Source organism: Arthrobacter sp. NPDC080082, from assembly GCF_040686595.1.
In the GTDB taxonomy this organism is placed as follows: domain Bacteria; phylum Actinomycetota; class Actinomycetes; order Actinomycetales; family Micrococcaceae; genus Arthrobacter.
In genome coordinates this window covers 183,586-208,635 of sequence record NZ_JBFBKQ010000006.1, presented here as the reverse complement: position 1 = coordinate 208,635, position 25,050 = coordinate 183,586, and the positions used below count along the sequence as shown (strand labels likewise).

Annotated in this window: 20 protein-coding genes; 8 read left to right on the top strand and 12 right to left on the bottom strand. The window is 68.6% G+C overall.

Translation table 11 applies throughout. The features are described 5' to 3' along the window. The first annotated feature begins 33 nt into the window (after positions 1-33). Together AB0O44_RS14035 and AB0O44_RS14030 are read left to right on the top strand one after the other, a co-directional pair. The gene (locus AB0O44_RS14035) at positions 34-1,692 is read left to right on the top strand and encodes an MDR family MFS transporter (protein ID WP_364138340.1); all 1,659 of its coding nucleotides are present in this window, start codon (positions 34-36) and stop codon (positions 1,690-1,692) included. A 188-nt stretch (positions 1,693-1,880) separates the two neighbouring features. Beyond that, the gene (locus AB0O44_RS14030; RefSeq protein WP_364138337.1) at positions 1,881-3,320 is read left to right on the top strand and encodes a sugar porter family MFS transporter; all 1,440 of its coding nucleotides are present in this window, start codon (positions 1,881-1,883) and stop codon (positions 3,318-3,320) included. A gap of 106 nt (positions 3,321-3,426) precedes the next feature. On the opposite strand, the gene AB0O44_RS14025 is transcribed toward AB0O44_RS14030, so the two are convergent. Beyond that, on the bottom strand, positions 3,427-4,653 hold the full coding sequence (locus tag AB0O44_RS14025) for an MFS transporter (RefSeq protein ID WP_364138334.1): 1,227 nt from the start codon (positions 4,651-4,653) through the stop codon (positions 3,427-3,429). A gap of 76 nt (positions 4,654-4,729) precedes the next feature. Next, positions 4,730-5,188, bottom strand: a complete 459-nt coding sequence (locus tag AB0O44_RS14020) for a MarR family transcriptional regulator (RefSeq protein WP_364138331.1) — start codon at positions 5,186-5,188, stop codon at positions 4,730-4,732. Positions 5,189-5,338: 150 nt separating this feature from the next. Here AB0O44_RS14020 and cycA point away from each other — a divergent pair, with 150 nt between their 5' ends. After that, positions 5,339-6,802 carry a D-serine/D-alanine/glycine transporter gene (cycA, locus tag AB0O44_RS14015; protein WP_290257236.1) on the top strand — a complete coding sequence of 488 codons (1,464 nt, stop codon included), beginning with the start codon at positions 5,339-5,341 and terminating at the stop codon, positions 6,800-6,802. A gap of 89 nt (positions 6,803-6,891) precedes the next feature. On the opposite strand, the gene AB0O44_RS14010 is transcribed toward cycA, so the two are convergent. The 3 genes from AB0O44_RS14010 to AB0O44_RS14000 are packed head-to-tail and all read right to left on the bottom strand — an operon-like array spanning position 6,892 to position 10,794. After that, a complete protein-coding gene (locus AB0O44_RS14010; protein WP_364138328.1) occupies positions 6,892-8,040 on the bottom strand; it encodes a mannitol-1-phosphate 5-dehydrogenase in 1,149 nt (382 codons plus the stop codon). Further along, positions 8,040-10,007, bottom strand: a complete 1,968-nt coding sequence (locus tag AB0O44_RS14005; protein ID WP_364138325.1) for a PTS mannitol transporter subunit IICBA — start codon at positions 10,005-10,007, stop codon at positions 8,040-8,042. The genes AB0O44_RS14010 and AB0O44_RS14005 overlap by 1 nt, the downstream gene beginning before the upstream one ends. A 58-nt stretch (positions 10,008-10,065) precedes the next feature. Continuing rightward, the gene (locus AB0O44_RS14000) at positions 10,066-10,794 is read right to left on the bottom strand and encodes a TetR/AcrR family transcriptional regulator (RefSeq protein ID WP_290257232.1); all 729 of its coding nucleotides are present in this window, start codon (positions 10,792-10,794) and stop codon (positions 10,066-10,068) included. Between the two features lie 187 nt (positions 10,795-10,981). On the opposite strand from AB0O44_RS14000, the gene ptsP reads away from it, so the two are divergent. The 3 genes from ptsP to AB0O44_RS13985 all read left to right on the top strand — a co-directional run bounded on the left by ptsP (position 10,982) and on the right by AB0O44_RS13985 (position 13,462). Further along, a complete protein-coding gene (gene ptsP, locus AB0O44_RS13995) occupies positions 10,982-12,667 on the top strand; it encodes a phosphoenolpyruvate--protein phosphotransferase (RefSeq protein WP_364138322.1) in 1,686 nt (561 codons plus the stop codon). 67 nt (positions 12,668-12,734) lie between these two features. Continuing rightward, positions 12,735-13,154, top strand: a complete 420-nt coding sequence (locus AB0O44_RS13990) for a helix-turn-helix domain-containing protein (protein ID WP_290257230.1) — start codon at positions 12,735-12,737, stop codon at positions 13,152-13,154. A 74-nt stretch (positions 13,155-13,228) separates the two neighbouring features. Beyond that, positions 13,229-13,462, top strand: coding sequence for a hypothetical protein (locus AB0O44_RS13985; RefSeq protein ID WP_290257229.1), 234 nt, complete (start codon positions 13,229-13,231; stop codon positions 13,460-13,462). A gap of 36 nt (positions 13,463-13,498) precedes the next feature. Here AB0O44_RS13985 and AB0O44_RS13980 read toward each other — a convergent pair whose 3' ends face one another. Next, positions 13,499-14,719 (bottom strand): helix-turn-helix domain-containing protein, encoded by a 1,221-nt coding sequence (locus AB0O44_RS13980; protein WP_290257228.1) that lies wholly within the window; start codon positions 14,717-14,719, stop codon positions 13,499-13,501. Positions 14,720-14,964: 245 nt separating this feature from the next. Between AB0O44_RS13980 and ald the strand changes: the two genes are divergently transcribed. Then, positions 14,965-16,083, top strand: coding sequence for an alanine dehydrogenase (gene ald, locus AB0O44_RS13975; protein WP_364138318.1), 1,119 nt, complete (start codon positions 14,965-14,967; stop codon positions 16,081-16,083). A 95-nt stretch (positions 16,084-16,178) separates the two neighbouring features. Here ald and AB0O44_RS13970 read toward each other — a convergent pair whose 3' ends face one another. From AB0O44_RS13970 to AB0O44_RS13945, 6 genes are all read right to left on the bottom strand, one after another. Further along, on the bottom strand, positions 16,179-17,243 hold the full coding sequence (locus AB0O44_RS13970; RefSeq protein WP_364138315.1) for a Gfo/Idh/MocA family oxidoreductase: 1,065 nt from the start codon (positions 17,241-17,243) through the stop codon (positions 16,179-16,181). A gap of 135 nt (positions 17,244-17,378) precedes the next feature. Next, the gene (locus tag AB0O44_RS13965; RefSeq protein WP_364138312.1) at positions 17,379-19,091 is read right to left on the bottom strand and encodes an ABC transporter family substrate-binding protein; all 1,713 of its coding nucleotides are present in this window, start codon (positions 19,089-19,091) and stop codon (positions 17,379-17,381) included. Positions 19,092-19,138: 47 nt separating this feature from the next. After that, positions 19,139-21,391 carry an ABC transporter ATP-binding protein gene (locus tag AB0O44_RS13960; protein WP_364138309.1) on the bottom strand — a complete coding sequence of 751 codons (2,253 nt, stop codon included), beginning with the start codon at positions 21,389-21,391 and terminating at the stop codon, positions 19,139-19,141. Further along, complete coding sequence (locus tag AB0O44_RS13955; RefSeq protein WP_364138306.1) at positions 21,388-22,356, bottom strand: ABC transporter permease; 969 nt, start codon at positions 22,354-22,356, stop codon at positions 21,388-21,390. Before AB0O44_RS13955 ends, AB0O44_RS13960 begins: the two co-directional genes overlap by 4 nt. A gap of 2 nt (positions 22,357-22,358) precedes the next feature. After that, positions 22,359-23,345 carry an ABC transporter permease gene (locus tag AB0O44_RS13950; protein ID WP_364138303.1) on the bottom strand — a complete coding sequence of 329 codons (987 nt, stop codon included), beginning with the start codon at positions 23,343-23,345 and terminating at the stop codon, positions 22,359-22,361. Between the two features lie 366 nt (positions 23,346-23,711). Next, entirely contained in the window at positions 23,712-24,326 is a 615-nt protein-coding gene (locus AB0O44_RS13945) for a helix-turn-helix domain-containing protein (protein ID WP_364138464.1), read from the bottom strand. A gap of 145 nt (positions 24,327-24,471) precedes the next feature. Between AB0O44_RS13945 and AB0O44_RS13940 the strand changes: the two genes are divergently transcribed. Beyond that, positions 24,472-25,035, top strand: coding sequence for an NADPH-dependent FMN reductase (locus AB0O44_RS13940; protein WP_290257221.1), 564 nt, complete (start codon positions 24,472-24,474; stop codon positions 25,033-25,035). Positions 25,036-25,050: the final 15 nt, after the last annotated feature.

The window sequence follows — 25,050 nt, the reverse complement described above, 5'->3', positions numbered from 1 at the left end:
CTTAAATCCTGAATCTTTCCCCTTGGAGCAGTCATGTCCACCACCACCTCCGCCCGCCTGCCCGGCGAGGTCCTGACGCACCGTCAGACCATCACCGTCATGGTGGGCCTCATGCTCGGCATGTTCCTCTCGTCGCTGGACCAGACGATCGTCTCGACGTCCATCTACACGATCGCCAACGACCTCGACGGCCTCTCGCTGCAGGCCTGGGCGACGACGGCCTACCTGATCACCTCCACGGTGAGCACCCCCCTCTACGGCAAGCTCAGCGACATCTTTGGCCGCCGCCCCCTGTACCTCGCGGCCATCCTCATCTTCCTGGCCGGGTCCCTCTACGCCGGGTCCGTCCACTCCATGACCGAGCTGGCGATTGCCCGCGGCATCCAGGGCATGGGCGCCGGCGGCCTGCTGGCCCTGGCGCTGACCATCATCGGCGACATCGTCGCCCTCAAGGACCGCGCCAAGTTCCAGGGCTACTTCATGTCCGTCTTCGGCGTCTCCTCCGTGCTGGGCCCGGTCATCGGCGGCGCGTTCGCCGGTTCCGCGAACATCCTCGGCTTCGACGGCTGGCGCTGGGTCTTCTTCATCAACATCCCGATCGGCCTGGCCGCCCTCGCCGTCGTCTTCCTCTACCTGCACCTGCCCGCTAAACACCTCAAGCAGAAGATCGACTACTGGGGCGCCGCCGCCATCACCCTGGCGATCGTCCCGCTGCTGCTGGTCGCCGAACAGGGCCGCACCTGGGGCTGGGCCTCCACGGGGGCCTTCCTCTGCTACGGGCTCGGCGTCGTCGGCATCGCCGCGTTCTTGCTGGCCGAAAAGCGCGCCGGTGACTACGCCCTGATCCCGCTTCGCCTCTTCCGCAACACCACGTTCGGGCTGTCCTCGCTGCTGAACTTCATCATCGGCATCGGCATGTTCGGCGCCATCGCGATGCTGCCCATGTACCTCCAGCTGGTCAAGGGACTCACCCCCACCGAGGCCGGCCTGATGATGATCACCTTCACGGTGGGCATCCTTACCGGCTCCATCACCGCGGGCCGGACCATCTCCGCCTCGGGCACCTACCGGATCTTCCCGATCCTGGGCACCGCGGTCCTGACCGGCGCCGCCGTCGTCATGGGCCTGTCCCTGGGTGTGGACACCCCGCTGTGGGTCCCCGGCGCGATCGCCGTCTTCTTCGGCCTGGGCCTGGGCTTCTGCATGCAGCCGCTGACCCTGGCCATGCAGGTCTCAGTCCCGCCCAAGGACATGGGCGTGGGCACCTCCTCGGCCGCGTTCTTCCGCTCCATGGGCGGCGCCGTCGGCACGGCCGTGTTCATCTCCATGCTGTTCAGCCTCGCGGCGGACAAGGTGGGCAACGGCATGAAGGCCGCCGTCCAGAACGCCGACTACCTGAAGGTGCTCAAGGACCCGGCGGTGGCGGCTGATCCGGCGAACGCCAAGCTGTACGCCTTCTTCAAGGACGGCGCCAGCAACGATTCGCTGAACGACACGAGCTGGCTGCACACCGCCAACCCCGAGTTGACCCGCCCGATCACCGAGGGCTTCGCCCAATCGATCGACGCCGTCATGCTCACCGCGGCCATCCTCACCGGCATCGCGTTCCTGATCACCTTCGCGCTGCCGAACAAGAAGCTCACCGACCCGAAGGCCGCCGCCCGGGAAGGCGCCGCTGCCGCGGCGCACTGACCCGGGCGCAGGGTGACACCCTCCGGCGGGAGCGGCTTCGGCCGTCCCCGCCGGAGGCGCCTAACCGCCCGGTTCCGCTATGTTTCGGCTCACTTTCGCGGTCCCCGTGACGTGCACCATGCGGGGACCGGTGTAAAACTGGATAGTTGCGGCGCAAGCCGCTGACCACGATTTGCCGAGGGAGCCATATGACCACCACCCAGGACCAGACCGCCGCGAAGATTCCGAAGCGGGTCATCTGGCTAGCCGTGGCGGGCGCCGTCGGCGGCTTCCTCTTCGGCTTCGACTCCTCCGTCGTCAACGGCGCCGTCGATGCCATCAAGGAACAGTTCGCCCTCAGCGAGGCCGTGACCGGCTTCGCCGTCGCCGTCGCCCTGCTGGGCTGCGCGGCCGGCGCCTACCTCGCCGGGAAGGTCGCGGACCGCTATGGCCGCATCCCGGCGATGAAACTGGGCGCCCTGCTGTTCCTGGTCAGCGCCTTCGGCACCGGTTTCGCCTTCGGCGTCTGGGACCTGATCTTCTGGCGCCTGATCGGCGGCCTGGGCATCGGCCTCGCCTCGGTGATCGCCCCCGCCTACATCTCCGAGATCTCCCCGCGGCACGTCCGAGGCCGGCTGGCCTCGCTGCAGCAGCTCGCCATCACCACCGGTATCTTCGCGGCCCTGCTCTCTGACGCCCTGTTCGCCAACACCGCCGGCGGCGCCGACCAGAACCTTTGGTTCGGCATCGAGGCCTGGCGCTGGATGTTCATTGCAGGCGCCGTCCCCGCCGTGATCTACGGCTGGATCGCGTTCACCCTGCCGGAATCCCCGCGGTTCCTGGTGGTCAAGGGCAAGGACGAGGAGGCCCGCAAGGTCTTCAAGTCAATTGCCCCGAACGAGGACACGGACCGTCACCTGCGCGACATCAAGGACGCCATCGAAGAGGACAAGATCGCCGGCAAGAAGGGTTCGCTGCGCGGCAAGGCCCTGGGCCTGCAGCCGGTGGTCTGGATCGGCATCATCCTCTCCGTGCTGCAGCAGTTCGTCGGCATCAACGTGATCTTCTACTACTCCACCACCCTGTGGAAGGCCGTCGGGTTCCAGGAAAAGGACTCGCTGACCATCTCGGTAGCCACGGCCATCACCAACATCCTGGTCACCCTCGTGGCGATCGCCCTGGTGGACCGGGTGGGCCGCCACCCCATCATGCTGGCCGGTTCGATCGGCATGGCCGCCTCGCTGGCCACCATGGCCGTGGCCTTCGGCTCGGCGACCGGCTCGGGTGAGAACATCACGCTCCCCGGCGGCTGGGGCCCTGCGGCGCTGGTGGCCGCCAACGTCTTCGTCATCAGCTTCGGCGCCTCCTGGGGTCCGCTGGTGTGGGTGCTGCTGGGCGAGATCTTCCCGTCCCGCATCCGCGCCCGCGCGCTCGGCCTGGCCGCGGCCGCCCAGTGGATCGCCAACTTCGCCATCACGCTGAGCTTCCCCGTCATGGCCGCCGCATCGCTGCCGCTGACCTACGCCATGTACGCCCTGTTCGCGGCGGCGTCGTTCTTCTTCGTGATGTTCAAGGTCCCGGAGACCAACGGCATGGCCCTGGAGCACGCCGAGACGCTGTTCGTCCCGAAGGGTTCCGCCAAGAAGTAAGCAGCCCAGCGGGCAGCCCAGTCGGCAACTCAGCCGGTAAAAGCACAAAGGTCAGGCCCATGTTTCCGCGGAAACATGGGCCTGACCTTTTGTTACTACCGGACGGCTAGACCAGGTGCGGCTCGTGCGAGCTGAGGAACCGGCGTCCGCCGAGCACCACCGCGATGGCCACGGCCATGGCGACGGCGGCCGCGAAGAACGGCACCTGCGGGCCGAAGTGCTCGCCCAGCTGGGCGGCGGCGAACGGCGCCAGCGCGCCGCCCATCCAGCGCACGAAGTTGTAGCCGGCGGAGGCCACCGGACGCGGGGAGTCGGAGACGCCCATGGCCAGTTCGGTGTAAATCGTGTTGTTCACGCCCAGCAGGGCGCCGGAGACCACCACGAGGGTGACGACGGCGGGTACCGAGTGGCCCGCGGACAGGCCCAGGCCCACCAGGTCCAGCAGCAGCAGGGCCAGGGTGCCGGAGAGGACCCGGACGGCGCCAAAGCGGCGCTGCAGGGCGGGGGCCACGAAGACGGAGAACACGGCGACGGCGACGCCCCAGCCGAAGAAGACCGCGCCGATGCCGTAGGCGTCCATCCCGAGGATGAACGGGGTGAAGGCAAGGATGGTGAAGAAGCCGTAGTTGTAGAACAGTCCGCTGGCGGCGGTGGTGCGCAGGCCCTTGTGGCCCAGGGCCAGCAGCGGGTCGCGGAGCCGGACCTTGCGTTCGGGCAGCGGCGTCTTGGGCAGCAGGGCAATCAGGGCGATGAAGGCGGCGGCCATCAGCACGGCGGTGCCGAAGAACGGGGCGCGCCACTGCCAGCCGCCCAGCAGGGCGCCAAGCAGCGGGCCGAGCGAGATGCCCAGGCCGAGGGCGGCCTCATAGAGGATGATCGCAATGCCGGCGCCGCCGCTGGCCACGCCGACGATCACGGCGAGCGCGGTGGCCACGAAGAGGGCGTTGCCCAGGCCCCAGCCGGCGCGGAAGCCCACGAGCTCACCGACGGATCCGGAGAAGCCGGAGAGGGACGCGAAGACCACGATGATCGCCAGGCCGGTCAGCAGCGTGCGCTTGCCGCCGATCCGGGAGGAGACGAAGCCCGTGATGAGCATGGCGATGGCCGTGACCATGAAGTAGCTGGTGAACAGCAGCGAGACCTGGCTGGGGGTGGCCTCCAGGTTCTTGGCGATGGCCGGGAGGATGGGATCCACCAGGCCGATGCCCATGAAGGCAAAGACGGCCGCGAGGGCGGTGGCCCACACCGCCTTCGGCTGCTTGAGGAACGAGGCCTTTTCGGCTTCGAGGGTTGATGATGCTTCCGGCGCTGGGGCCTTGAGCTGGCCGTCCATGGAGGGCGCTCCTAGGGTCGTGGGTGTACGGGGTGGTCTGTGTGGCGCCGGGCGGGGCCGGCGCGGTGGCCGCGGGTCAGGGCTGGACGGATTCGTTGATCCGGCCGATCACCGGCATGGCGGCGGCGAGGGCCCGCCGGTCTTCCTCCGGGAGGCCGCCGAGGATCTGCGCCATGACGGCGTTGCGGCGGGCGTTCGCGGATTCGACGGCGGTGTGTCCCGCGGCGGTGAGCCGGACGCGGACGGCCCGGGAATCGGCGGGGTCCGCCTCCCGCAGGACCAGGCCCGCGCGCTCGAGCTTGATGATCTGCTCCGTGGCGCTGGGGACCTTGACGCCCTGGTTCTTGGCGATCTCGCCCACCCGGACGCCGCCGTCGGAGTCCGCCTCCAGCAGCATCTTGAGCGTGCTGATCTGGGCGGCGCTGAGCTCGCCGTCGGCGTCGAGGCGGCGCACCAGGTAGATGCTGTGCCGCAACGCCTCACGGAAGTCCTGGGCCAGGGCGAGCAGGTCCTCGCCGGGGGTCTCATTGTTCATACTTAGGAAGCCTAACAGTTAGGGTACCTAAGAGTCAAGGATGACGCCGGGACGACCCATAACGCACGCCCAGGGCTAAACCTGTACTTTGGAAGGGCTGATTTGTTACCGCCGTCACCCCTTCGGCGGACCATTCGAAGGATCGTTGATATGCCCGAACAGACCACCGCGGGGCAAAGAACTGCCTCCAGCCGGGACACCGAGCCCCACCTCGCCCGCTCGCTGAGCAACCGCCACATCCAGCTGCTCGCCATCGGCGGGGCCATCGGCACCGGGCTCTTCATGGGCTCCGGCAAGACCATCTCGGTGGCCGGCCCGTCCGTGATCTTTGTGTACATGATCATCGGCTTCATGCTCTTCTTCGTGATGCGCGCCATGGGCCAGCTCCTGCTCTCCAACCTGAACTACAAGTCCTTCAGCGACTTCGCCGGCGACCTGCTGGGCCCGTGGGCCGGCTTCTTCACCGGCTGGACCTACTGGTTCTGCTGGGTGGTCACCGGCGTCGCCGACGTGATCGCGATCGCCGGCTACGCCGAGGAGCTCTGGCCCGGCATCCAGCTCTGGGTCCCCGGCATCGCCACGATCGTCATCCTGCTGCTGCTGAACCTGCCCACGGTCAAGGCCTTCGGCGAGACCGAGTTCTGGTTCGCGCTGATCAAGATCGTGGCCATCGTCGCGCTGATCGTGGTGGGCCTGGTCATGATCTTCACCGGCTTCCAGTCCAACGCCGGCACCGCCTCCTTCAGTAACCTGTGGAGCCACGGCGGCTTCTTCCCCAAGGAGTTCATGGGCTTCGTGGCGGGCTTCCAGATCGCCGTCTTCGCCTTCGTCGGCATCGAGCTGGTGGGCACCGCCGCGGCCGAAACCAAGAACCCGGAGCACAATCTGCCCCGCGCCATCAACGCCATCCCGCTGCGCGTCATGCTGTTCTACGTCGGCGCCCTGATCATCCTGATGTCCGTCACCCCGTGGACCGGCTTCAAGGCCGGCCAGAGCCCCTTCATCGCGATGTTCTCCCTGGCCGGCCTCGGCATGGCCGCCACGGTGGTGAACCTGGTGGTCCTGACCTCCGCCATGTCCTCGGCCAACTCCGGCATCTACTCCACCTCCCGGATGGTCTACGGCCTGGCGAACGACGGCGACGCCCCCAAGGTCTTCGGCAGGCTCTCCAGCCGCAAAGTCCCGCAGAACGCCCTGTTCCTCTCCTGCGTGCTGCTGCTCGCCGGCGTCGTGCTGCTCTACGCGGGCAAGGACGTGGGCACCGCGTTCGACATGGTCACCACCGTCTCCGCCGTCTGCTTCATGTTCGTCTGGAGCATCATCCTGGCCAGCTACCTGGTCTTCCGGAAGCGCCGGCCGCAGCTGCACGACGCCTCCACCTTCAAGATGCCCGGCGGCATCCCGATGGTGTGGGTGGTGTTCGCGTTCTTCGCGTTCCTGGTCTGGGCGCTGACCACCCAGCCGGACACCCTGGTGGCCCTGCTGGTCACCCCGCTGTGGTTCGCCATCCTGGGCGTCGCGTTCGCCGTCGTCCGGCGGTCCCCGCTGCACCAGGCCCGGGTGGCCGAGTGGAAGTCCATGGCCGACGCCGAAACCGCCGCCGCCCGCCCCTGACGCTCCCGCAGGTCCTGTAGCAAAACGACGGGCCCTCCCTCACGTGATGTGAGGGAGGGCCCGTTGTTTGTTGGTGCAGCAGAACGCCGTCAGAGCCCGGCCTTGGCCTCCGTGACCAGGGCGCAGACGGCGGGGAACAACGGATGGGTCGGCTCCAGGCCGGTGATCCGGGCGGTGGCGTCCTCCGGGCTGGAGGACGCCAGGATCTGGCCCAGCTCCACGGCCTCGGCATCGGCCGGGTCGTTGAAGCGCAGCGCGGCGGCCATCGCCCCGAGGAGCGCCTCCGGGACGATGCCCCGCTCGGCCAGCTCGGCGGCCGGTCCGATGAAGCGCTCGTGCCGGCTGAGCTTGCGCAGCGGTGCCCGGCCCACCCGGTTCACGGTGTCCGGCAGGTACGGGTTGGTGAAGCGGCCCAGGATCTTCTGCACGTAGGCTTCCTGCTCGTCACGGTTGAAGCCGTGCTTGGCCACCAGCAGTTCCTTGGTCTCGTCCAGGACGGCCCGCACGTCCGCGGCCACGTCCTGGTCCGCCATGGCGTCCGAGATCTTCTCCAGCCCGGCGTCGAAGCCGAAGTACGCCGCGGAGGCGTGCCCGGTGTTGACGGTGAACAGCTTCCGCTCGATGTAGGGGCCCAGGTCGTCGACGAACGTGGCGCCCGGGATGACCGGCTGGTGGTCCCCGAACGGTGTCCGGTCGATGACCCACTCGTAGAAGGTCTCGACGGTGACGTCCAGGCCCTGGCCGGCCTCCTGGTTGGGCACGATCCGGTCCACGGCCGTGTTGGCGAACACCGCGGCTGCCGCCAGGTCGCCGGCGGCCGGATCCCACTGGGCGGTGATTTCGGATTTCAGGATGTCCGTCGCGTTGATGGCGTTCTCGCACGCCATCACCTGCAGCGGAGCCAGCCCCGCCGCGCGGGCCGCGATCCCCTTGGCGATCACGGGCGCCACGAACTTGAGGATGTGCGGCCCGACGGCGGTGGTGACGACGTCCGCCGTCGCGATCTCCGCGACGACGGCGTCCTCCTGGCTGCCGGAATTCAGCGCGCGGAAGTTGTCCACCGTGCGCACGGCCGGGGTCTCCCCCACCTCGTGCACCCGGTAGCCGTCCGCCGCGGCGAGCTCGGAGATCAGCGCGTCCGCGACATCCGCGAACACCACCTCATAGCCCGCCTCGTGCAGCAGCAGCCCGACAAACCCGCGGCCGATGTTCCCGGCTCCGAAATGAACAGCCTTCACTAGTCATTGACCTTTCCCAGCAGGTCCAGCACTTCGTCGACGGTGGTGGCCGCCTCCAGTTGTGCGACCTGCGCCTTGTTGGTGAACACCTTCGCGATCGAGGAGAGGATCTGCAGGTGCTCGTTGTTCACGCCGGCGACGCCGACGACGAACTTGACCTCTTTACCGTTCCAGTCGATGCCCTCCGGGTACCGGACCACGGACACCGCGGACTTCATGATGTGGTCCTTGGCGGCGTTGGTGCCGTGCGGGATGGCGAGGTAGCTGCCCATGTAGGTGGAGACAGATTCCTCGCGTTCGTGCATGGCGTCCAGGTAGCCGGAATCGACCGCGCCACGGTCCAGCAGGAGCCGGCCGGCCTCGTCGATCGCGCCGTCACGGGTGGTGGCGGAGCCTTGCAGGACCACGCTGTCGGCCACCAGGATGTCCGACGGTGCGGCCGTCCCGGTTTCCGCGGTGGCGGTTCCGGCAGGCGCGGCGGTTCCCGCGGCAGCGGCGCCGGAGGCGTCCGCCGGGGCGTTGCTGCTGCGGACCAGCTCCACGACCTCGTCATAGCGCGGCGAGTTCATGAAGTTGTCCACGGAGACGTGCACGGCGCTGGCGGTGACGGGCCTGGCCCGTTCGGTCAGGTCCTGGTGGGTGATGACGACGTCGTAGCTGTCGCTGAGGTTCGCGATGGCGGAGTTGGTGACCTTGACGTCCGGGTAGCCGGCCGCCTTGATCTTATTCCGCAGTACCGAGGCGCCCATCGCGGAGGAGCCCATGCCGGCGTCGCAGGCGAAGACGATGTTCTTCACCGGTCCGGCCAGCACGGCGACGCCGCCGGCACCCGCACCGGCGCCCGTGAGGGCGGAGGAGACGGAGCTCTTCTTGCCCTTCATGGCTTCCATCCGGCTGGTGGCGGCGCCGAGTTCGTCGCCCTCGACGTCCTTGCTGGACTTGAGGATGACGGACGCGATCAGGAAGGACACCGTGGCCGCCAGCACCACGGAGAGTCCCACGCCCAGCAGGCTGTCCGCCGGGGTGGCGGCGAAGACGGCGATGATGCTGCCCGGCGCGGCCGGCGAGCGCAGGCCGGCGCCGGTGAGGACCAGGGTGAAGATGCCGGTCATGCCGCCGCCGATCGCGGCGAGGATGATGATCGGCTTCATCAGCACGTAGGGGAAGTAGATCTCGTGGATGCCGCCGACGAACTGGATCAGCGCGGCGCCGGGGGCCGAGGCCTTGGCCATTCCCTTGCCGAAGAGCATGTAGGCGAGCAGGATGCCGACGCCGGGGCCGGGGTTGGCCTCGAGCAGGAACAGGATGGACTTGCCCTGGGCGAGGGCCTGTTCGGTGCCCAGCGGGGTGAGGATGCCGTGGTTGACGGCGTTGTTCAGGAACAGCACCTTGGCGGGTTCGATGAAGATGCTGGTGAAGGGCAGCAGGCCGTTGTTGACCAGGAATTCGACGACGGCGCTGGCGCCGTTGCTGAAGGCCTTGACCACCGGGCCGATGACCAGCATGCCGAAGATGGCCATGATGGCGGCGACGATGCCGGCGGTGAAGTTGTCGATCAGCATCTCGAAGCCGGGCTTGACCTTGTTCTCCCAGAGGCTCTCGAGCTTCTTCATGATCCAGGCCGTGAGCGGGCCCATGATCATGGCGCCGATGAACATCGGGATGTCCGTGCCGACGATCACGCCCATGGTCGCCGCCGCGCCGACGACGCCGCCGCGGACGCCGTAGACCATCCGGCCGCCGGTGTAGCCGATCAGCAGCGGCAGCAGGTAGGTGATCATGGGGCCGACCAGCTTGGCCAGTTCGGTATTGGGGGTAAAGCCCGCCGGGATGAAGAAGGCGGTGATGATGCCCCAGGCGATGAAGGCGCCGATGTTCGGCATGATCATGCCCGAGAGGAAGGTGCCAAATTTCTGGACGCCGACCCGCACGCTGCTACGGGGTTTCGCAACTGTCTCTGTTGCCATGTGATTTCCTAACCGTGTTTTCCTGCTGCACCGCAGGAGTGTCCGATATTTCGACGAGCTAGCTGGTGGAACTGATGGAGATCCGGTGGAGCCATTCGAGGAAGAGCTTGAGTTCAGAGCTGGAGAGCTGGTCCGAGTGCGAGGACTGCAGGGCCGCGTTCAAGGCGATCGCGGCCACCACCACCGGCGACTTGCCGGGGTCTTCCGGGTCGGCCTCGCGGGCCAGATCGGTGGAGACGGCGAAGATCATGGCGTCCCGGGTCATGGCCGAGAGCTCCAGGTTCCGTTCGGGGGCCTTCTCCGTGATGAGCATCAGGGTGACGCCCACGTTTGCGGCCAGGATGCTGCGCGCCGCTTCCTTGGGCGGGACGGCCAGGTGGCCGGCCACGGCGGCCTTGTTCAGCATGCCTTCGAGCAGCGCCTCGGCGTCGGCGACGACGGCGGGGCGGCTTTCGGGGCGGATGTTACCGAACATGACCAGGTACAGCTCGGGCTGCTTCAGGCCGAACTGGACGTGCTTGTCCCACATCCGCCGGATGTTCTCCAGCGGACGTCCGGAGGGTTCGAAGTCCCGCTCCCCCGCCACGTACTCCTCGAAGCCGGCCGCTACGACGGCGTCGAACAGGCCTTCCTTGTCCCCGAAGTGGTGGTAGAGCGTGGGTGCCGTGACTCCGGCCAGCTGCGTGATCTGGCGGGTGGAGACGGCGGCGCCTCCGGATTTGGCCAGCAGTCCGGCGGCTGCGCGGAGCAGCCGGATTTTGGGCGGTAGCTGGCCATCGATACTCATAGCCGCTACCCTAGCACCTATAGCAACGCTATATGAAGTGCATCACAACACTTTTTCCATCGACTTTTTCAGGTGCTTCGGGTTCCGGGTTGACGTAGTGGACGGCCACGGGAAATCTAGGGTCTAGCGGCTCAGCAGCGGCATCTGAACCGTCTTACTGGCTCACGGCAGAGAATGAGGACTTTCAGTGCAGAACTTCCAAGGTGTAGGCGTCAGCCCCGGCCGGATCATCGGCACCATCCGTCAGATGCCAAAACCGGTCAGCGAGCCGCCCGCCGGAGAGCAGCTGCAAGCCGGCGTCTCCGTCGAGGATGCGACGGCAGCGCTGAAAGCCGCCGCGAAGGCCGTGCACGACCAGCTCAAGAACCGCGCCCAGACCGTCAGTGGTGACGGCAAGGCCGTGCTGGAGGCCACGGCCCTGATGGCCACGGACACCATGCTGCTGAAGACGGCCGGAAAGCTGATCGCCCGCGGCACCTCCAACCAGCGGGCCATCTGGGAGGCCGGCGCCTCCGTCTCGGAGATGCTGCACAACCTCGGCGGCTACATGGCCGAACGCGCCACCGACGTCCTGGACGTCCGCGCCCGGATCGTCGCCGAACTGCGAGGCGTGCCCGCCCCCGGTATTCCCAGCGCCGAGACTCCCTTCATCCTCATCGCCGAGGACCTCGCCCCGGCCGACACCGCCACCCTGGACCCGGAAAAGGTCCTGGCCCTGCTCACCGCCGGCGGCGGGCCGCAGTCGCACACCGCGATCATCGCCCGCTCGCTCGGCCTGCCCGCCGTCGTCGCGGCCGCGGGCGTCGATGCCCTGGCCGACGGCACCGAGGTCTACGTCGACGGCGCCGCCGGCACCATCACCGCCGAGCCCGGCGACGAACAGCGCCACGCGGCCGAACAGTGGGCAGCTACCGCGTCGCTGCTGGCCGACTTCGACGGCACCGGAACGACGGCGGACGGGCACCAGGTGCCGCTGCTGGCGAACGTCGGCGGCGGCAAGGACGCGGCGGCCGCCGCCCGGCTCAACGCCCAGGGCGTGGGCCTGTTCCGCACCGAGTTCTGCTTCCTCGAACGCGACAATGAGCCGAGCGTGGACGAGCAGGCGGCCGCCTACAAGGAGGTGTTCGACGCCTTCCCCGGCAAGAAGGTGGTGCTGCGCACCCTGGACGCCGGCGCTGATAAGCCGCTGCCGTTCCTGACCGACGCCACCGAACCCAACCCGGCGCTCGGCGTCCGCGGCTACCGCACCGATCTGACCACCCCCGGCGTCCTGGAGCGCCAGCTGCAGGCGATCGCCCGCGCCGCGGCCGAGTCCGACGCCGACGTCTGGGTGATGGCCCCGATGATCTCCACCGCCGAGGAGGCGGCCCGCTTCGCCACCATGTGCGCGGAGGCCGGCCTCAGGACCCCCGGCGTCATGGTCGAGGTCCCGTCCGCCGCCCTCACCGCCGAAGCGATCCTGCGCGAGGTCTCCTTCGCCAGCCTCGGCACCAACGACCTGACCCAGTACGCCATGGCCGCGGACCGGCAACTCGGCCCGCTGGCCGGCCTGAACACCCCGTGGCAGCCCGCCGTGCTCCGCCTGGTGGGACTGACCGTGGAGGGCTCAATCGCCGAGGGCCACGGCAAGTCTGTGGGCGTCTGCGGCGAGGCCGCCGCGGACCCGGCCCTGGCCGTGGTCCTCACCGGCCTGGGCGTAACCACCCTGTCCATGACCGCCCGCTCCATCGCCGCCGTGGCCGCGGTCCTGAAGACCGTGTCCCTGCCCGAGGCGCAGGAACTGGCGAAGCTGGCCCTCTCAGCCCCGAGCGCCACGGACGCGCGCGCCTGGGTCCGGGCCAAGCTTCCGGTCCTGGAGGAACTGGGCCTCTGAGCTGTGCCTATCAACCGGGCCTCTAAAGCAGCCGCCGCGGCGGGCCCGGGACGCTAGGATGCAGTCCATGACACTCATCGCGCCCCGGGTCACCGCCGCGCTCCCCGCCGAGGACGCCCAGGCCCTCCGCTACGCCCTCGACGGCAGCACCGACGTCACCGTTTTCGTCGACGGGACGGTCCACCGGCTGCCCGCCTCCGCCCGGGACGCCGTCGTGGATCTGCTGCAGCGCTTCAGCCGCGGCGAATCCGTCACGGTCAGCAGCGTCGAGGAGATGCTGACCACCTCACGGGCGGCCGAACTGGCCGGGATCTCGCACACCTACCTGCGCAACATGACGGACCGCGGGGAGATCCCGGTCCAGTACCGCGGGACGCACCGGCGGATCCGACTAGCGGACATCATGGCGTGGCTGGAGACGCAGAAGAAGAGCGGGGCCGCGGCCGGGGAGCCCGCCGAATCCCCCGTTTCCGCCGAAGAATCCTGACGGCGTGATAAGGATCAAGCAACAATCCGGCCCCGGGGCGAAAGTGCGGCGGACCCCGGGGTTACGCTGGAATTGTGGGTAAGTTCAGAGGGTGGCACATCCTGGCCGGCATCGCCGCCATGGTGATCACCGGCATCCTCGGAAACCTGATGGGGCTGAACAACACCGCCTCCTTCATGGCCAGCTGCGTGGTCTTCGTCGCCGTCGCCCTCTGGACCGAAAGCCGGCTCACGCGCCGCCGGCGGGAAACCGCCCGGCAGGCCCCGCGCGACTCGGTGCACGATCGCCCGGAGCCGGACGAGCGGTAGATTCCCGCTGGGTCCCTGGCCGTTCGCACCCGGCCGCTAGATCCTTGGCCGCTCGGCCCAGCGCCGCGCCTTGAGCGCCGCGTGCAGTTCCAGCCGGACCAGGCCCTTGAGCGGGTCGACGCCCAACAGCTGCCGGATCCGTCCCAGCCGGTTGTAGATGCTGCTGCGGTGCAGGTGCAGCTTCGCCGCGACGTCCTGGACCGAGCCGTCGTTGTCGTAGAACAGCTCCAGCACCGGCAAGAGCTCCCCGTTCCGGTCATGGTCGGCCAGGGTGCGGAAGTGCACCGACCCCGCATCGGCCCACGCCCCGGCGCCGCCGCCCGCGGAGGCCAGCAGCTGATAGATCCCGGTGGCCCGGCAGTCCACCAGCTCCCCCAGCTGCGGATCGACGGCGGCCGCCTGCGCCGCCTGGCGCGACTGCTGGTACGCCTCCACGAGACCCCGGGGCCGGGAAAATCCCTCCGAGGTTCCCAGGATGATCCGCCGGACGGGCCGGCCGGAGCGCTTGGCCAGTTCGAGCTGATAGTGCACCAGCACCTGGGCGTGGTCCGCCCGGCCGGTGGACTCCTTGAACAGGATCACCGCGTGGGTCTCCGTTCCGGCGCTGAAGAGGGCCGCGTCCACGCCGATGGTGGCCTGCAGCGCGGCGGAGCGGTGGACCAGCATGGCGTCCGTGGGGTCCGATCCCTCGGCCCAGCCGTCGGCGTCGAGCACGGTGACCAGCTGCCAGGGCCCCCGGCCTTGGACTTCCTTCCAGCCCGCAACGGCGGCGACGGCGTTCGCCTCCCCGCGGCAGGCGGCCAGGAATTCCCGTTCCCGGCGGCGGCGGAATTCGGATTCGGCGGTGTTGGAGTCCAGCAGCAGTGCCGAGAGCTGCTCGAGGTCGCGGGCCACGTCCGGCAGCTGGGCCAGGACGGATCCGGCGGTGGGTTCTCCGGCGTCGAGCTGGACCCAGAGGTAGCCCACCCGGAAGCCGCGGACCAGCAGGGGTACGCAGACCCGGCCCAGCATGCCCAGCTCCTCGTTCGCCGGGACCACCACCGGCCGGACCGCGGTGGCGATGCCGTGCGAGAGCTGCCAGGCGCTGACGTCCACCGGCACGCGTTTGCTGAGCAGGAAGTTCACCCGGACCCGGTCCGCGGCGGACTGGTTGGAGGAGTAGGCGAGCAGGACGCCGTCGAGGTCCTCGAGGGACAATCCGCGCCCCAGCCGCATAGCCACGCGCTCCACGAGCTGCTCGACGTCCTGCTGCTGCATGGTGCCACAGTACTGCCCCGCCCGGGCCGCGGCGAAGCCGGACCACTCCGGACAGCAGGCGACACCTGCCGCCGGCACCCTCGACATCTGTCGAACCGAGCCGGATAACATCCGCGGAATGGCGGGGTTTTCGCGTCGGGCGGGCAGGACGTCCCTGTCGCCTGCCTCACAGCCGGTCCTATTCTGGAATCACGACTTCCCCCGTACACCCGGCCGGCCAGGCCGCCACTTTTGGAGCTTCACACATGATCATCGGTGTCCCCAAAGAGATCAAGAACAACGAATTCCGCGTCGCCATCACGGCGGCCGGCGTGCACGAATTCCGCCACCACGGCCACACCGTCCTGGTGGAGCGCGGCGCGGGCCTGGGCTCGGGCATCACGGACGAGGAATACGCCATCGCCGGCGCCGAGATCGTGGCCGAGGCCGACGACGTCTGGGCCCGCGCCGACATGGTGATGAAGGTCAAGGAGCCGGTCAAGGCCGAGTACCACCGCTTCCGCAAGGGCCTGATCCTCTTCACCTACCTGCACCTGGCCGCCGAGCCGGAACTGACCCAGGAACTGATCAACTCCGGCGTCACCGCGATCGCCTACGAGACCGTGCAGGAGGGCCGCGCGCTGCCGCTGCTGGCGCCCATGTCCGAGGTCGCCGGCCGCCTGTCGGTCCAGGTGGGCGCCACATCGCTGATGGCTCCGGCCGGCGGCAAGGGCGTGCTGCTCGGCGGCGTCCCAGGCGTCCGCCCGGCGAAGGTCGTGGTCCTGGGCGCCGGCGTGGCCGGCACCAACGCCGCCGCCATGGCCCTGGGCCTCGGCGCGGACGTCACCATCCTGGACATCAACATCAACCGGCTGCGTGAACTGGACGCCCAGTACCAGGGCCGCCTGAAGACCGTCGCGTCCAACGCCTACGAGATCGAAAAGTCCGTGGTGGACGCGGACCTGGTCATCGGTTCGGTGCTGATCCCGGGCGCCAAGGCCCCGAAGCTGGTCACCAACGAGCTGGTCTCCCGGATGAAGCCGGGCTCGGTCCTGGTGGACATCGCCGTGGACCAGGGCGGCTGCTTCGAGGACACCCACCCCACCACGCACCAGGAACCCACGTACAAGGTCCACATCACGATCTTCTACTGCGTGGCCAACATGCCCGGCGCCGTGCCGAACACCTCCACCTACGCCCTGACCAACGTCACGCTGCGCTACGGCGTGGCGCTGGCCAACCTGGGCGTCAAGGCCGCGTTCGATCGGGACGCCGCCCTGGCCGCCGGACTGAACATCGCCGCCGGCAAGGTGGCGCACCGCTCCGTCTCCGAGGCGCACAACCTGCCCCTGGTCTCCGACTGGCACGAGCTCGTCTCGGCGTAACTGACGCCGGTCAGCCGTTTGAACGGCAGTCATCCAACGCGTGCTGCTCCTTCGTCGCTTTGACGCACGCTTTCTGGATGGCTGCCGTTCAAACGTTAAGGCCGCCATACCGCCACTTCCCGGGCCTGCTCGATCAGCTTGAGGACGTCGACGGCGTCTTCCGGATCAACGGGGAGGGGCAGTGCCGAGGAGGCGCCGCCGTCGTGGATCTTCTCCGCGAGCAGCCGGTAGAACTCCGGGTAGGCGCCGCGTTCGGTGGGCAGCCGGTCCAGGTGGCCGTCACGGCCCAGCAGGCCGGCCCACTCCGTGTCCTCGACCCCGTAGGACGCGCCCAGCGGGCTGCCGCCGGCCGCCAGGTAGGGTTCCTGCGGGTCCACGCCGTGTTTGGTGTAGCCGCCGCCGCTGCCCAGGATCCGGAACCGCGGCCCCTGCTGGGCGCAGAGCAGGTTCATCCAGAGGTGGCTTGTCACCCCGGAGTCGTGCCGCAGCGCCACGAAGGCGTCGTCGTCTGAGGCCCCGCCGGGCCGCCGCACGGCCAGCTCGGCATGGCTGAGCGTGGCGGGCCCGAAGAGCCGCAACGCCTGGTCCACCAGGTGGGTGCCCAGGTCGTAGAGCACCCCGCCGCCCTCGGCCGACGTCGCCGCCGCCTTCCACGGCTTACTGACCGCCGGGGACCAGCGCTCGAACCGGGACTCGAAGCGCGCCACTTGGCCCAGGCTGCCGGACGCCAGCAGACCGCGGACGGTCAGGAAGTCGCCGTCCCAGCGGCGGTTTTGGAACACGGTGAGCACCCGGCCCAGCCGCTCGGCCAGGCCGGTCAGCTCCCGGCCCTCGGCGCTGGTCACGGTGAACGGCTTGTCCACCACGACGTCGAGCCCGGCCTCCAGTGCGGCGCGGGCGAGCGGGTAGTGGGTGGCCGGCGGGGTGCCGAGCACCAGCAGGTCCAGGCCGTCCGCGTCCTCCAGGATGGCCTCCGGGGTGTCCACGAGCCGGGCCCCCGGGTAGCGTTCGGCGGCCGCGGCGCGCCGGCCCGGGTCCCCGGTGGCGATGACCTCCAGCGAGTAGGCGGGGTCCGCGGCGATCAGCGGGGCGTGGAAGACGCTGCCGGAGAGGCCGAACCCGGCGACGGCGGTGCGGAGGGGATGCGTGGGGGCTGCCATGGGTCCACGCTACCGGCCCCTTGCACACGGAGTGGCGCCCCCTCGGTTTCGGCTACAAAAAGGCGACGCTCCCCCACAACGTGAGGGAGCGCCGCCCGAATTCCCGCATAAGCTGCGGGAGCGTCGGAGGGGAGGTTACTTCTTTTCCCAGCCGATGGTGGTCCAGTCCGGAACCTGGGACAGGCTCTTGAACAGGGAGGGACCGTAGTTCGCCAGGCCCGTGCGGGCGAAGGAGATCTGCGGGCCGTTCATGACGACGCCCATGGAGAAGTACTTCGCCATGTGCTCCTTCTCGACCTCCATGGCCGCCTTGTTGCGCTCGGCGTTGTCGGCGATGGTGGAGAGCTTCTTGATCTTCGCGTCGAGGTCGGCGTCGCCGAGCTCGTTCTCGTTGGTCTTGGAGTCGTAGAACTGCTTGACGGAGTCGGTCGCGTCGGCGCCGACGGTGTAACCGGAGACGCTCAGGAAGAAGTCGCGGCTGCCCAGGACCTTGCCGAAGTCGGCGGAGGCGCGCTGGTCGATGCCGACATCCATGCCGCCGGCCTGGAGCTGCTTCTGCAGGGTCTGGGCGAAGGCGAGCGTGGTGGGGTCGTCACCGAAGTTGCTGATCTTGAAGGCGGCGGGGACGCCGTCCTTTTCCATGATGCCCGCGGCGTTGGCCTTGTAGCCGGCGTCGGTCAGGACCTTCTTGGCGGCGTCGGGGCCGGTCTCGGTGACGGGGTAGTTGTCCTGGTAGTACTTCGAGAACGGCAGCAGCATCATCGAGCCGGAGCTTTCCTCTTCCCAGTTCAGCCCGTTGAAGCGGACCTTGCGGAGGGCCTCGCGGTCAACTGCGGTGAAGATCGCCTTGCGGATGGCGACGTCGGTCATCGGAGCCTTCTGGGCGTTGATGTTCAGGCCGCCGGCGAACAGGCGCTGGCCGCGCCGGATCTCGGAGTTCTTGGTGCCGTCGAGCTGCTTGTACGGCGTGATGGTGTTTGCGGACACACCATCGATTTCACCGTTCTTGAACGCAGCGATCGCGGCGCTGGACTCGAGCTGGCGGAAGACAACGCTTTCCAGCACCGGCTTGGCGCCCCACCACTTGTCGTTCGGGACCATGGTGACGGTCTTCGCGGCGGTGTCGTACTTGTCGACCTTGAACGGGCCGGCCATCCACTCGGGGTGCATGTCGCCGGTGAAGCCGGTGTTGAAGATCTCCGGGGTGTTGACGGCCGGGTGGATCAAGCCGGTGAAGAGCGAGTCCAGCGGGTAGACCGGCTGGGTGGTGGTGACAACGACTTCCTTGTCGTTGGCGCCGGCCTTGACCGAGTCGACGAATTCGTAGGCGCCGGACGAGACGATGTCGATGTCCTTGTTCTGCCCGTTGAGCATCTTCCAGGTGTTCTCGAAGGTCTTCACGTCGATCGGGGTGCCGTCGTTGAACGTGGCCTTCGGGTTCACCTTGATGGTGATGGTCTGCTTGCCGTCCTTGACGTCGCTCTTGACGTCCTCGCAGAAGTTCTTGTTCGGCGAGGCGGTGCCGTCGAAGTCGAAGTTCCAGCAGCCCCAGGTGCCGGCCTCGTCGATCGGGCGGTGCAGGGCTGTGTTGTCCGCGCTGTTGCCGGTGTTGGAGAAGCCGTTGAAGTCCGGGCCGATGTTGCCCAGCGGCAGGGTGAGCTTGCCGCCCTGCTGCAGGTCCTTCGGGTCCTTGGCGTTGATGCTGATGAGCTTGGACAGGTCGCTGCCCGAGTCCTGGCCCTTGGCGGCTTCCGGGCCCTTCGACCCGCCCCCGCCACCGCCGCAGGCGGTCAGCGCGAGAGCTGCCACGACGGCGGTGACGCCGCCGATCTTGGTGAGATTCTTCATTTTTCCCCTCATTTTTATCTGTTGCACTGCTGCGCCTGACGGGTAGGTCAGGTGGTTTCGTGGACTACGAGCATGTCCGCGTCCAGGTCGCCGTCCGGGTAGAAGCAGGCGAATTGCTGGTCTGTGGGGGCCGACGGCGGACCGCCGGCCGGGCGGCCGGGGGCCGCCCCGGGATGTGCTGCGTTTTCGAGCACGGGCTCGATGGTCAGGCACTTCTCCTGCTTGGCGGGAGGAAGCGCGGCGAAGACCGGGCAGCGGGTCGCGAAGTTGCAGCCCTGCGGCGCATCCAGCGGCGAGGGCAGGTCACCCTGCAGGATGATCCGTTCCCGGGTGCGTTCGAGCCGGGGGTCCGGCACCCGGATCGCGGAGAGCAGCGCCCGGGTGTAGGGGTGGCGGGGGCGGTCGAAGACCTCGTCGACGTCGCCGATTTCCACGATCTTGCCCAGGTACATGACGGCCACCCGGTTGGAGATGTGCCGCACCACGGACAGGTCGTGGGCCACCATCAGGTAGCTCAGGCCCAGTTCGGCGCGGAGCTGGTCCAGCAGGTTGATGACGCCGGCCTGGACCGAGACGTCCAGCGCGGAGACCGGCTCGTCCAGGACCACCAGTTTGGGATTGACCGCCAGCGCCCGGGCGATGCCGATGCGCTGCCGCTGGCCGCCGGAGAACTGGTTGGGGAAGCGGTTGACGTGGTCGGGCTGCAGGCCCACCAGTTCCATCAGCTCCATGATCCGTTTCCGGATCGCGGGCTTGGCCATGCCGGAGTTCTCCAGCGGTTCGGCCAGCACCTCGAAGACGGTGAAGCGCGGGTCCAGGGCGCCGGTGGGGTCCTGGAAGACCATCTGCAGTTCCCGGCGCATGGCGGCCTTGGTCTTCGCGTCCGAGGCGGCCTTGTTGCTCAGGCCGCCGATGGTGACCTCGCCGTCCTGGTCCCGGTGGAACTCCATGATCTCCAGGAGCGTGGTGGTCTTGCCGCAGCCGGACTCGCCCACGATCGAGAAGCACTCGCCCTCGCGGATGTCGAAGCTGAGGCCGTCCACGGCCTTGACCGTGCCGATCCGGCGCTTAATCAGGGAGCCCTTGAGCAGCGGGAAGTGCTTGCGCACGTCCGTCAGCTCCAGCACGGCCTTGCGGTCGGCGCGCGGGACGGCGTCGAACCGGGAGACCGGCACCGCGGGGGCGGAGAAGATCCGGTGCACGTCCACTCCGGCGCCCAGCTCTTCGCTCTTGATGCAGGCGGCGCGGTGCTCGAGCGTGCCGTCCCCGGCGCCGCCGACGGCCAGCAGCGCGGGCTCACCGTCGAGGCATTCCTCCGTTGCCAGCGGGCAGCGGGGCGCGAAGGAGCAGCCGGTGGGGGCGTTGATCAGGTTCGGCGGGATGCCCTCGATCGGCACCAGCGAGGTCTTCTCGGCGGTGTCCACGCGGGGCACGGCGCCCAGCAGGCCCATGGTGTAGGGCATCCGCGGGTTGTAGTAGATGTCGTCGACGCTGCCGGTTTCCACCGGCCGGCCCGCGTACATCACCATGATGTCGTCCGCCATGCCGGCCACGACGCCCAGGTCGTGGGTGATCATGACGACGGCGGCGCCGGTCTCTTCCTGCGCGGTGTGCAGCACCTCCAGCACCTGCGCCTGGATGGTGACGTCCAGCGCCGTCGTCGGCTCGTCCGCGATCAGCACCCGGGGGTTGTTGGCGATCGCGATGGCGATCATCACCCGCTGCCGCATGCCGCCGGAGAACTCGTGCGGGAAGGCCTTGAGGCGGTCCTTCGGGCTGGGGATGCCCACCATGGCGAGGAGTTCGACGGCGCGCGCCTCCTTGGCCTGCTTGCTCATCCCGGGGTTGTGCACGGTGAGCGCCTCGATGATCTGGGCGCCCACGGTGTACACCGGGGTCAGCGAGGACAGCGGGTCCTGGAAGACCATGGCCATCTCGTTGCCGCGGTGGCGGCACATGGCCTTGTCGCTCAGGCCCAGCAGCTCGGTGCCGTGCAGCCGGACCGAGCCGCTGATATCGGCGGTTTCCGGCAGCAGGCCCATGATGGCCATGGAGGTCACGGACTTGCCGGAGCCGGACTCGCCCACGATGCCGAGGGTCTTGCCGGGCATCAGGTCGAAGTCGATGCCGCGCACGGCGTGGACCACGCCGTTCTCGGTGTTGAAGCGGACGTTCAAGTCCCGGACGGAGAGGACGGCGCCCGCGGGCGCACTATCGGCGCTGTGCAGGCCGGCTGCGTGGAGGCGTTCGGCGGTATCGAGGCGTTCGGCGGTGCCGAGGCCGGTGGAGTCGCTGCTCATGCAGTGGCCTTCTTCCTTTTCTTGGCGCTGCCAATCGAGCTGGAGCTGGGGTCGAACGCGTCCCGGAGGCCGTCGTTCATCATTGCCAGGGACCCGGTGAGCAGGAACATCACGGTCAGCGGCACCCAGAACATCCACGGGAAAGTGGAGACCTGGGAGGTGGCCTGGCCGATCAACACGCCCAGGCTCACGTCCGGGACCTTGATGCCGATGCCGATGAAGGAGAAGGCGACCTCGGAGAGGATGGCGCCGGTGACGCCGCGGGTAATGTCGAGCACCAGCAGCGAGCCGATGTTCGGGACCAGGTGCCGCCAGACGATGCGCCGGGCGGGAACGCCCATGTACTGGGCGGCCTTGACGAAGTCCCGCTGCATCAGGGACATCGACAGGGAACGGATGAGGCGGGCGGTGCCCATCCAGCTGAAGACCAGCAGCACGATGATCAGCAGCAACCAGCTGGGCAGGCTCTTCTTCAGCCCGTCCCCGCCGCCGCTCGTGGCCACGGCCACCACCAGCAGCGCCGGCATCATGATCAGCGCTTCGAGGATGAAGAGCATGACCTTGTCGACCTTGCCGCCGAAGTAGGCCATGGTGCAGCCGTAGACGGCCGCGATAAGGACCGAGACCAGGCCCACCACCAGGCCGATAAGGATGGAGACCCGGGTCCCCTCGACGGTGAGCGCGTACAGGTCGATGCCGGCCTGCGAGGTGCCCAGCAGGTGCTCGGCGGAGGGCTCGGTGCCGATGTTGAACGGGTCGATGGTCTCCTTGTCCCAGCTGGAGAAGGCCCCGCCGAAGAAGGAGAGCAGGGTCAACAGGATGAAGATGACGAGGCCGGCGACGGCGGTCCTGTTGCGCAGGAAGCGGCGCAGGATGATCCGCGACTTGGCGATGACGACGTCGCCGTCTTCGATCTTGGCTTCCTCGGCGACCGCGGCCGGGTCGATGGCGTTGAGGTTGGTCATGGCTACTGCACCCGCACTCTCGGGTCGACAAGGGTGGTGGCGAAGTCGGCGAGGATCGCGCCGATCGCGAAGATCACGGAGCCGTAGGCCAGGGTGGCCGTCGCCGCGTTCACGTCCTGGAGGGCGATCGCGTCGATGCTCCACGAGCCCACGCCGTGCCAGGCGAAGATCTTCTCCGCGAAGAAGCCTCCGGCGAAGATCGCCGGGATGGTGAAGGCGATGCTCTGGGCCACCGGGATGAAGGAGACGCGCAGGGCGTGCCGGGTGATGGCCTGGTTGCGGGTCAGGCCCTTGGCGCGGGCGGTGCGGACGAAGTCGGCGTTGACGTTGTCCAGCAGGTACTGCCGCTGCGCGATCTGGTAGGCGCCCCAGCCCACGATCGTGATGGCGAAGGTGGGCACGGCGTAGTGGGCGAGCATGTCCAGGAACTGGACCCAGCCGTCGCCCTCCAGGCCGGGGGTGGAGATGCCGGTGACGAACAGGATCCGGTCACCCACGGTCTCGTTGATGTTGATGGCCCACAGCTGCACCAGGAAGTACGCGATCGGTGCGGGCACGATGTACACCAGGTAGCTGTAAGAGGTGATGGCGCGGTCGGAGAACTTGTACTGCCGGGCCGCGGTGTAGACACCGAGGGCCACGCCGATGATCAGGGTCAGGATGATCGAGGCGAGGAAGAGCCGGGTGGAGATCCAGACCCGGTCGCCGAACTCGGCGTTGATGTAGGCGCCATTGGGGCTGCGGCCCCAGTCCCAGCGGGTGACGATCCCGGTGAGCCAGTCCACGTAGCGTTCCCAGGGGCTCAGCGCGGGGTCCAGGCCCTTGAGCCGGAAGGAGTTGGCGACCTGCTCGGGGGTGGGGCGCGGGATGCGTTCCTGTTCCAGCAGCGCCGGCTGCAGGCTGGTGACCGCCAGGAAGTATCCGGCACTGGTGGTCAGGAAGATCATGACGACGTAGGTGACGGCCCGTTTGGCCAGGTAGCGGAGCATGCGGCTACGTCAGGCTGGCCGTCGGCTGCGCTGCGGTGGCGGGCACCGCCGGGCGGGGCAGGCGCGCCCGTCCTGGTGCCGGGTTAATGAGATCGTTCACAGCGCGAATCCTTCCGTAGTCCCCGCGTGACGGGGGGTCTCCGCCGTCGGTCCGGGATCAAGGCCAGCAGGTGCGTGGCCACCCGCAGGCCCTTCGGCCAGCCTCGTAAGGCAGTATGTTGCGGGTCACATTCCAGAGGAAACTACCACATAGAAATCGCGCCGCCGGGCGGGAAATGCGCCAATCCGGGACCGTCAATACCAGATCGTTATGAATAATTCCTTTGAATTGATTTGACTTGGCGGACGGCAGAAACAGGGCGTACTCTACGCGGTGCCTACCACCCGGACGGCAAGCTCCCGCCAGGACTCCGCCAACCGTTCCGGGGACACCTGGTGCACCCTGACGGCGTAGAGAATGCGCTCCGGTTCGAGCGTCACGCTGAGTGATCCGGCCATCAGCCAGGGGTCAGCCGTAAAGCCCGCCTCACGCAGCAGCATCTCCAGGTGGCGCTGCCAGAGGACGGCGGCCGGGACGTCGAACCGGTTGTAGGGGGATTCGTCCGCGGCCCGGGCGAGGTCGCCGAATTCCAGCACCCAGCGGATCCGGGCGGCACCCACGGCCACCAGCCGGTCCAGGGGCGGGGCGCCGGGGCCCAGGGGCGGCGGACCGAACATGAACCGGCCCTGGAACTCCGCCTCGGCGTCGCTGAGCAGGCTCACCATCAGCCCGGCGCGGCTGCCGAAGCGGCGGAACACCGTGCCCTTGCCCACGCCGGCCCGTGCGGCGAGGGAATCCATGGTGAGGGCCTCCGCGCCGCCCTCGGCGATCAGCTCCCGGGCGGCGGCGAGCAGGAGTTCGCGGTTGCGCGCGGCATCCCGGCGCTCGGACGGCCTGCCGGCGGCCGCGGGCAGGCCGGCGCCGGGCGCGGACCCCGGCATGCCGGGGCGGAGGGGGATGTGGCTCACGCTCCACATCCTAGCGGCCGGGAATAATAAACGGACCGCAGTCCGTTTACCTCCGCGAAGGCCTCCGGGCCGGTTCCATCAGCCACGCGCCGCCCCCGGCGCACACGAAGGAGACTCCATGTCCAGCACCACCGTCCTCACCCTTGTCGGCAGCCTCCGCGCCGGCTCCACCAACGCCCAGCTCGCCGAGGCGATCCAGCTCAACGCACCGGAACAGGTGGAGGTCGTGATCCACGACAGCCTGGGCGACATCCCGTTCTACAACGAGGACATCGACGTCGAGGGCCAGGTTCCCGCCGCCGCGGCCGCCCTGCGCGCGGCCGCCAGCGAGGCTGACACGCTGCTCCTGGTCACCCCCGAGTACAACGGCACCGTTCCCGCCCCGCTGAAGAACGCCATCGACTGGCTGTCCCGCCCGTTCGGCGCCGGCGCCCTCAACGGCAAGCCCACCGCCGTCGTCGGCACCGCCTTCGGCCAGTACGGCGGCGTCTGGGCCCAGGACGAGGCCCGCAAGGCCGCCGGGATCGCCGGCGCCCGGGTCCTCGAGGACGTCAAGCTCGCCGTCCCGGGCTCCATGGTCCGCTTCGCCGAGGTCCACCCCAAGGACGACGCCGAGGTCGTGGAGCAGATCAAGGGCGTCTTCCAAGCCATCGAAGAGGCCCGCACCGCCGACGCGGCGTAGTCTCCCCTGCCCCGG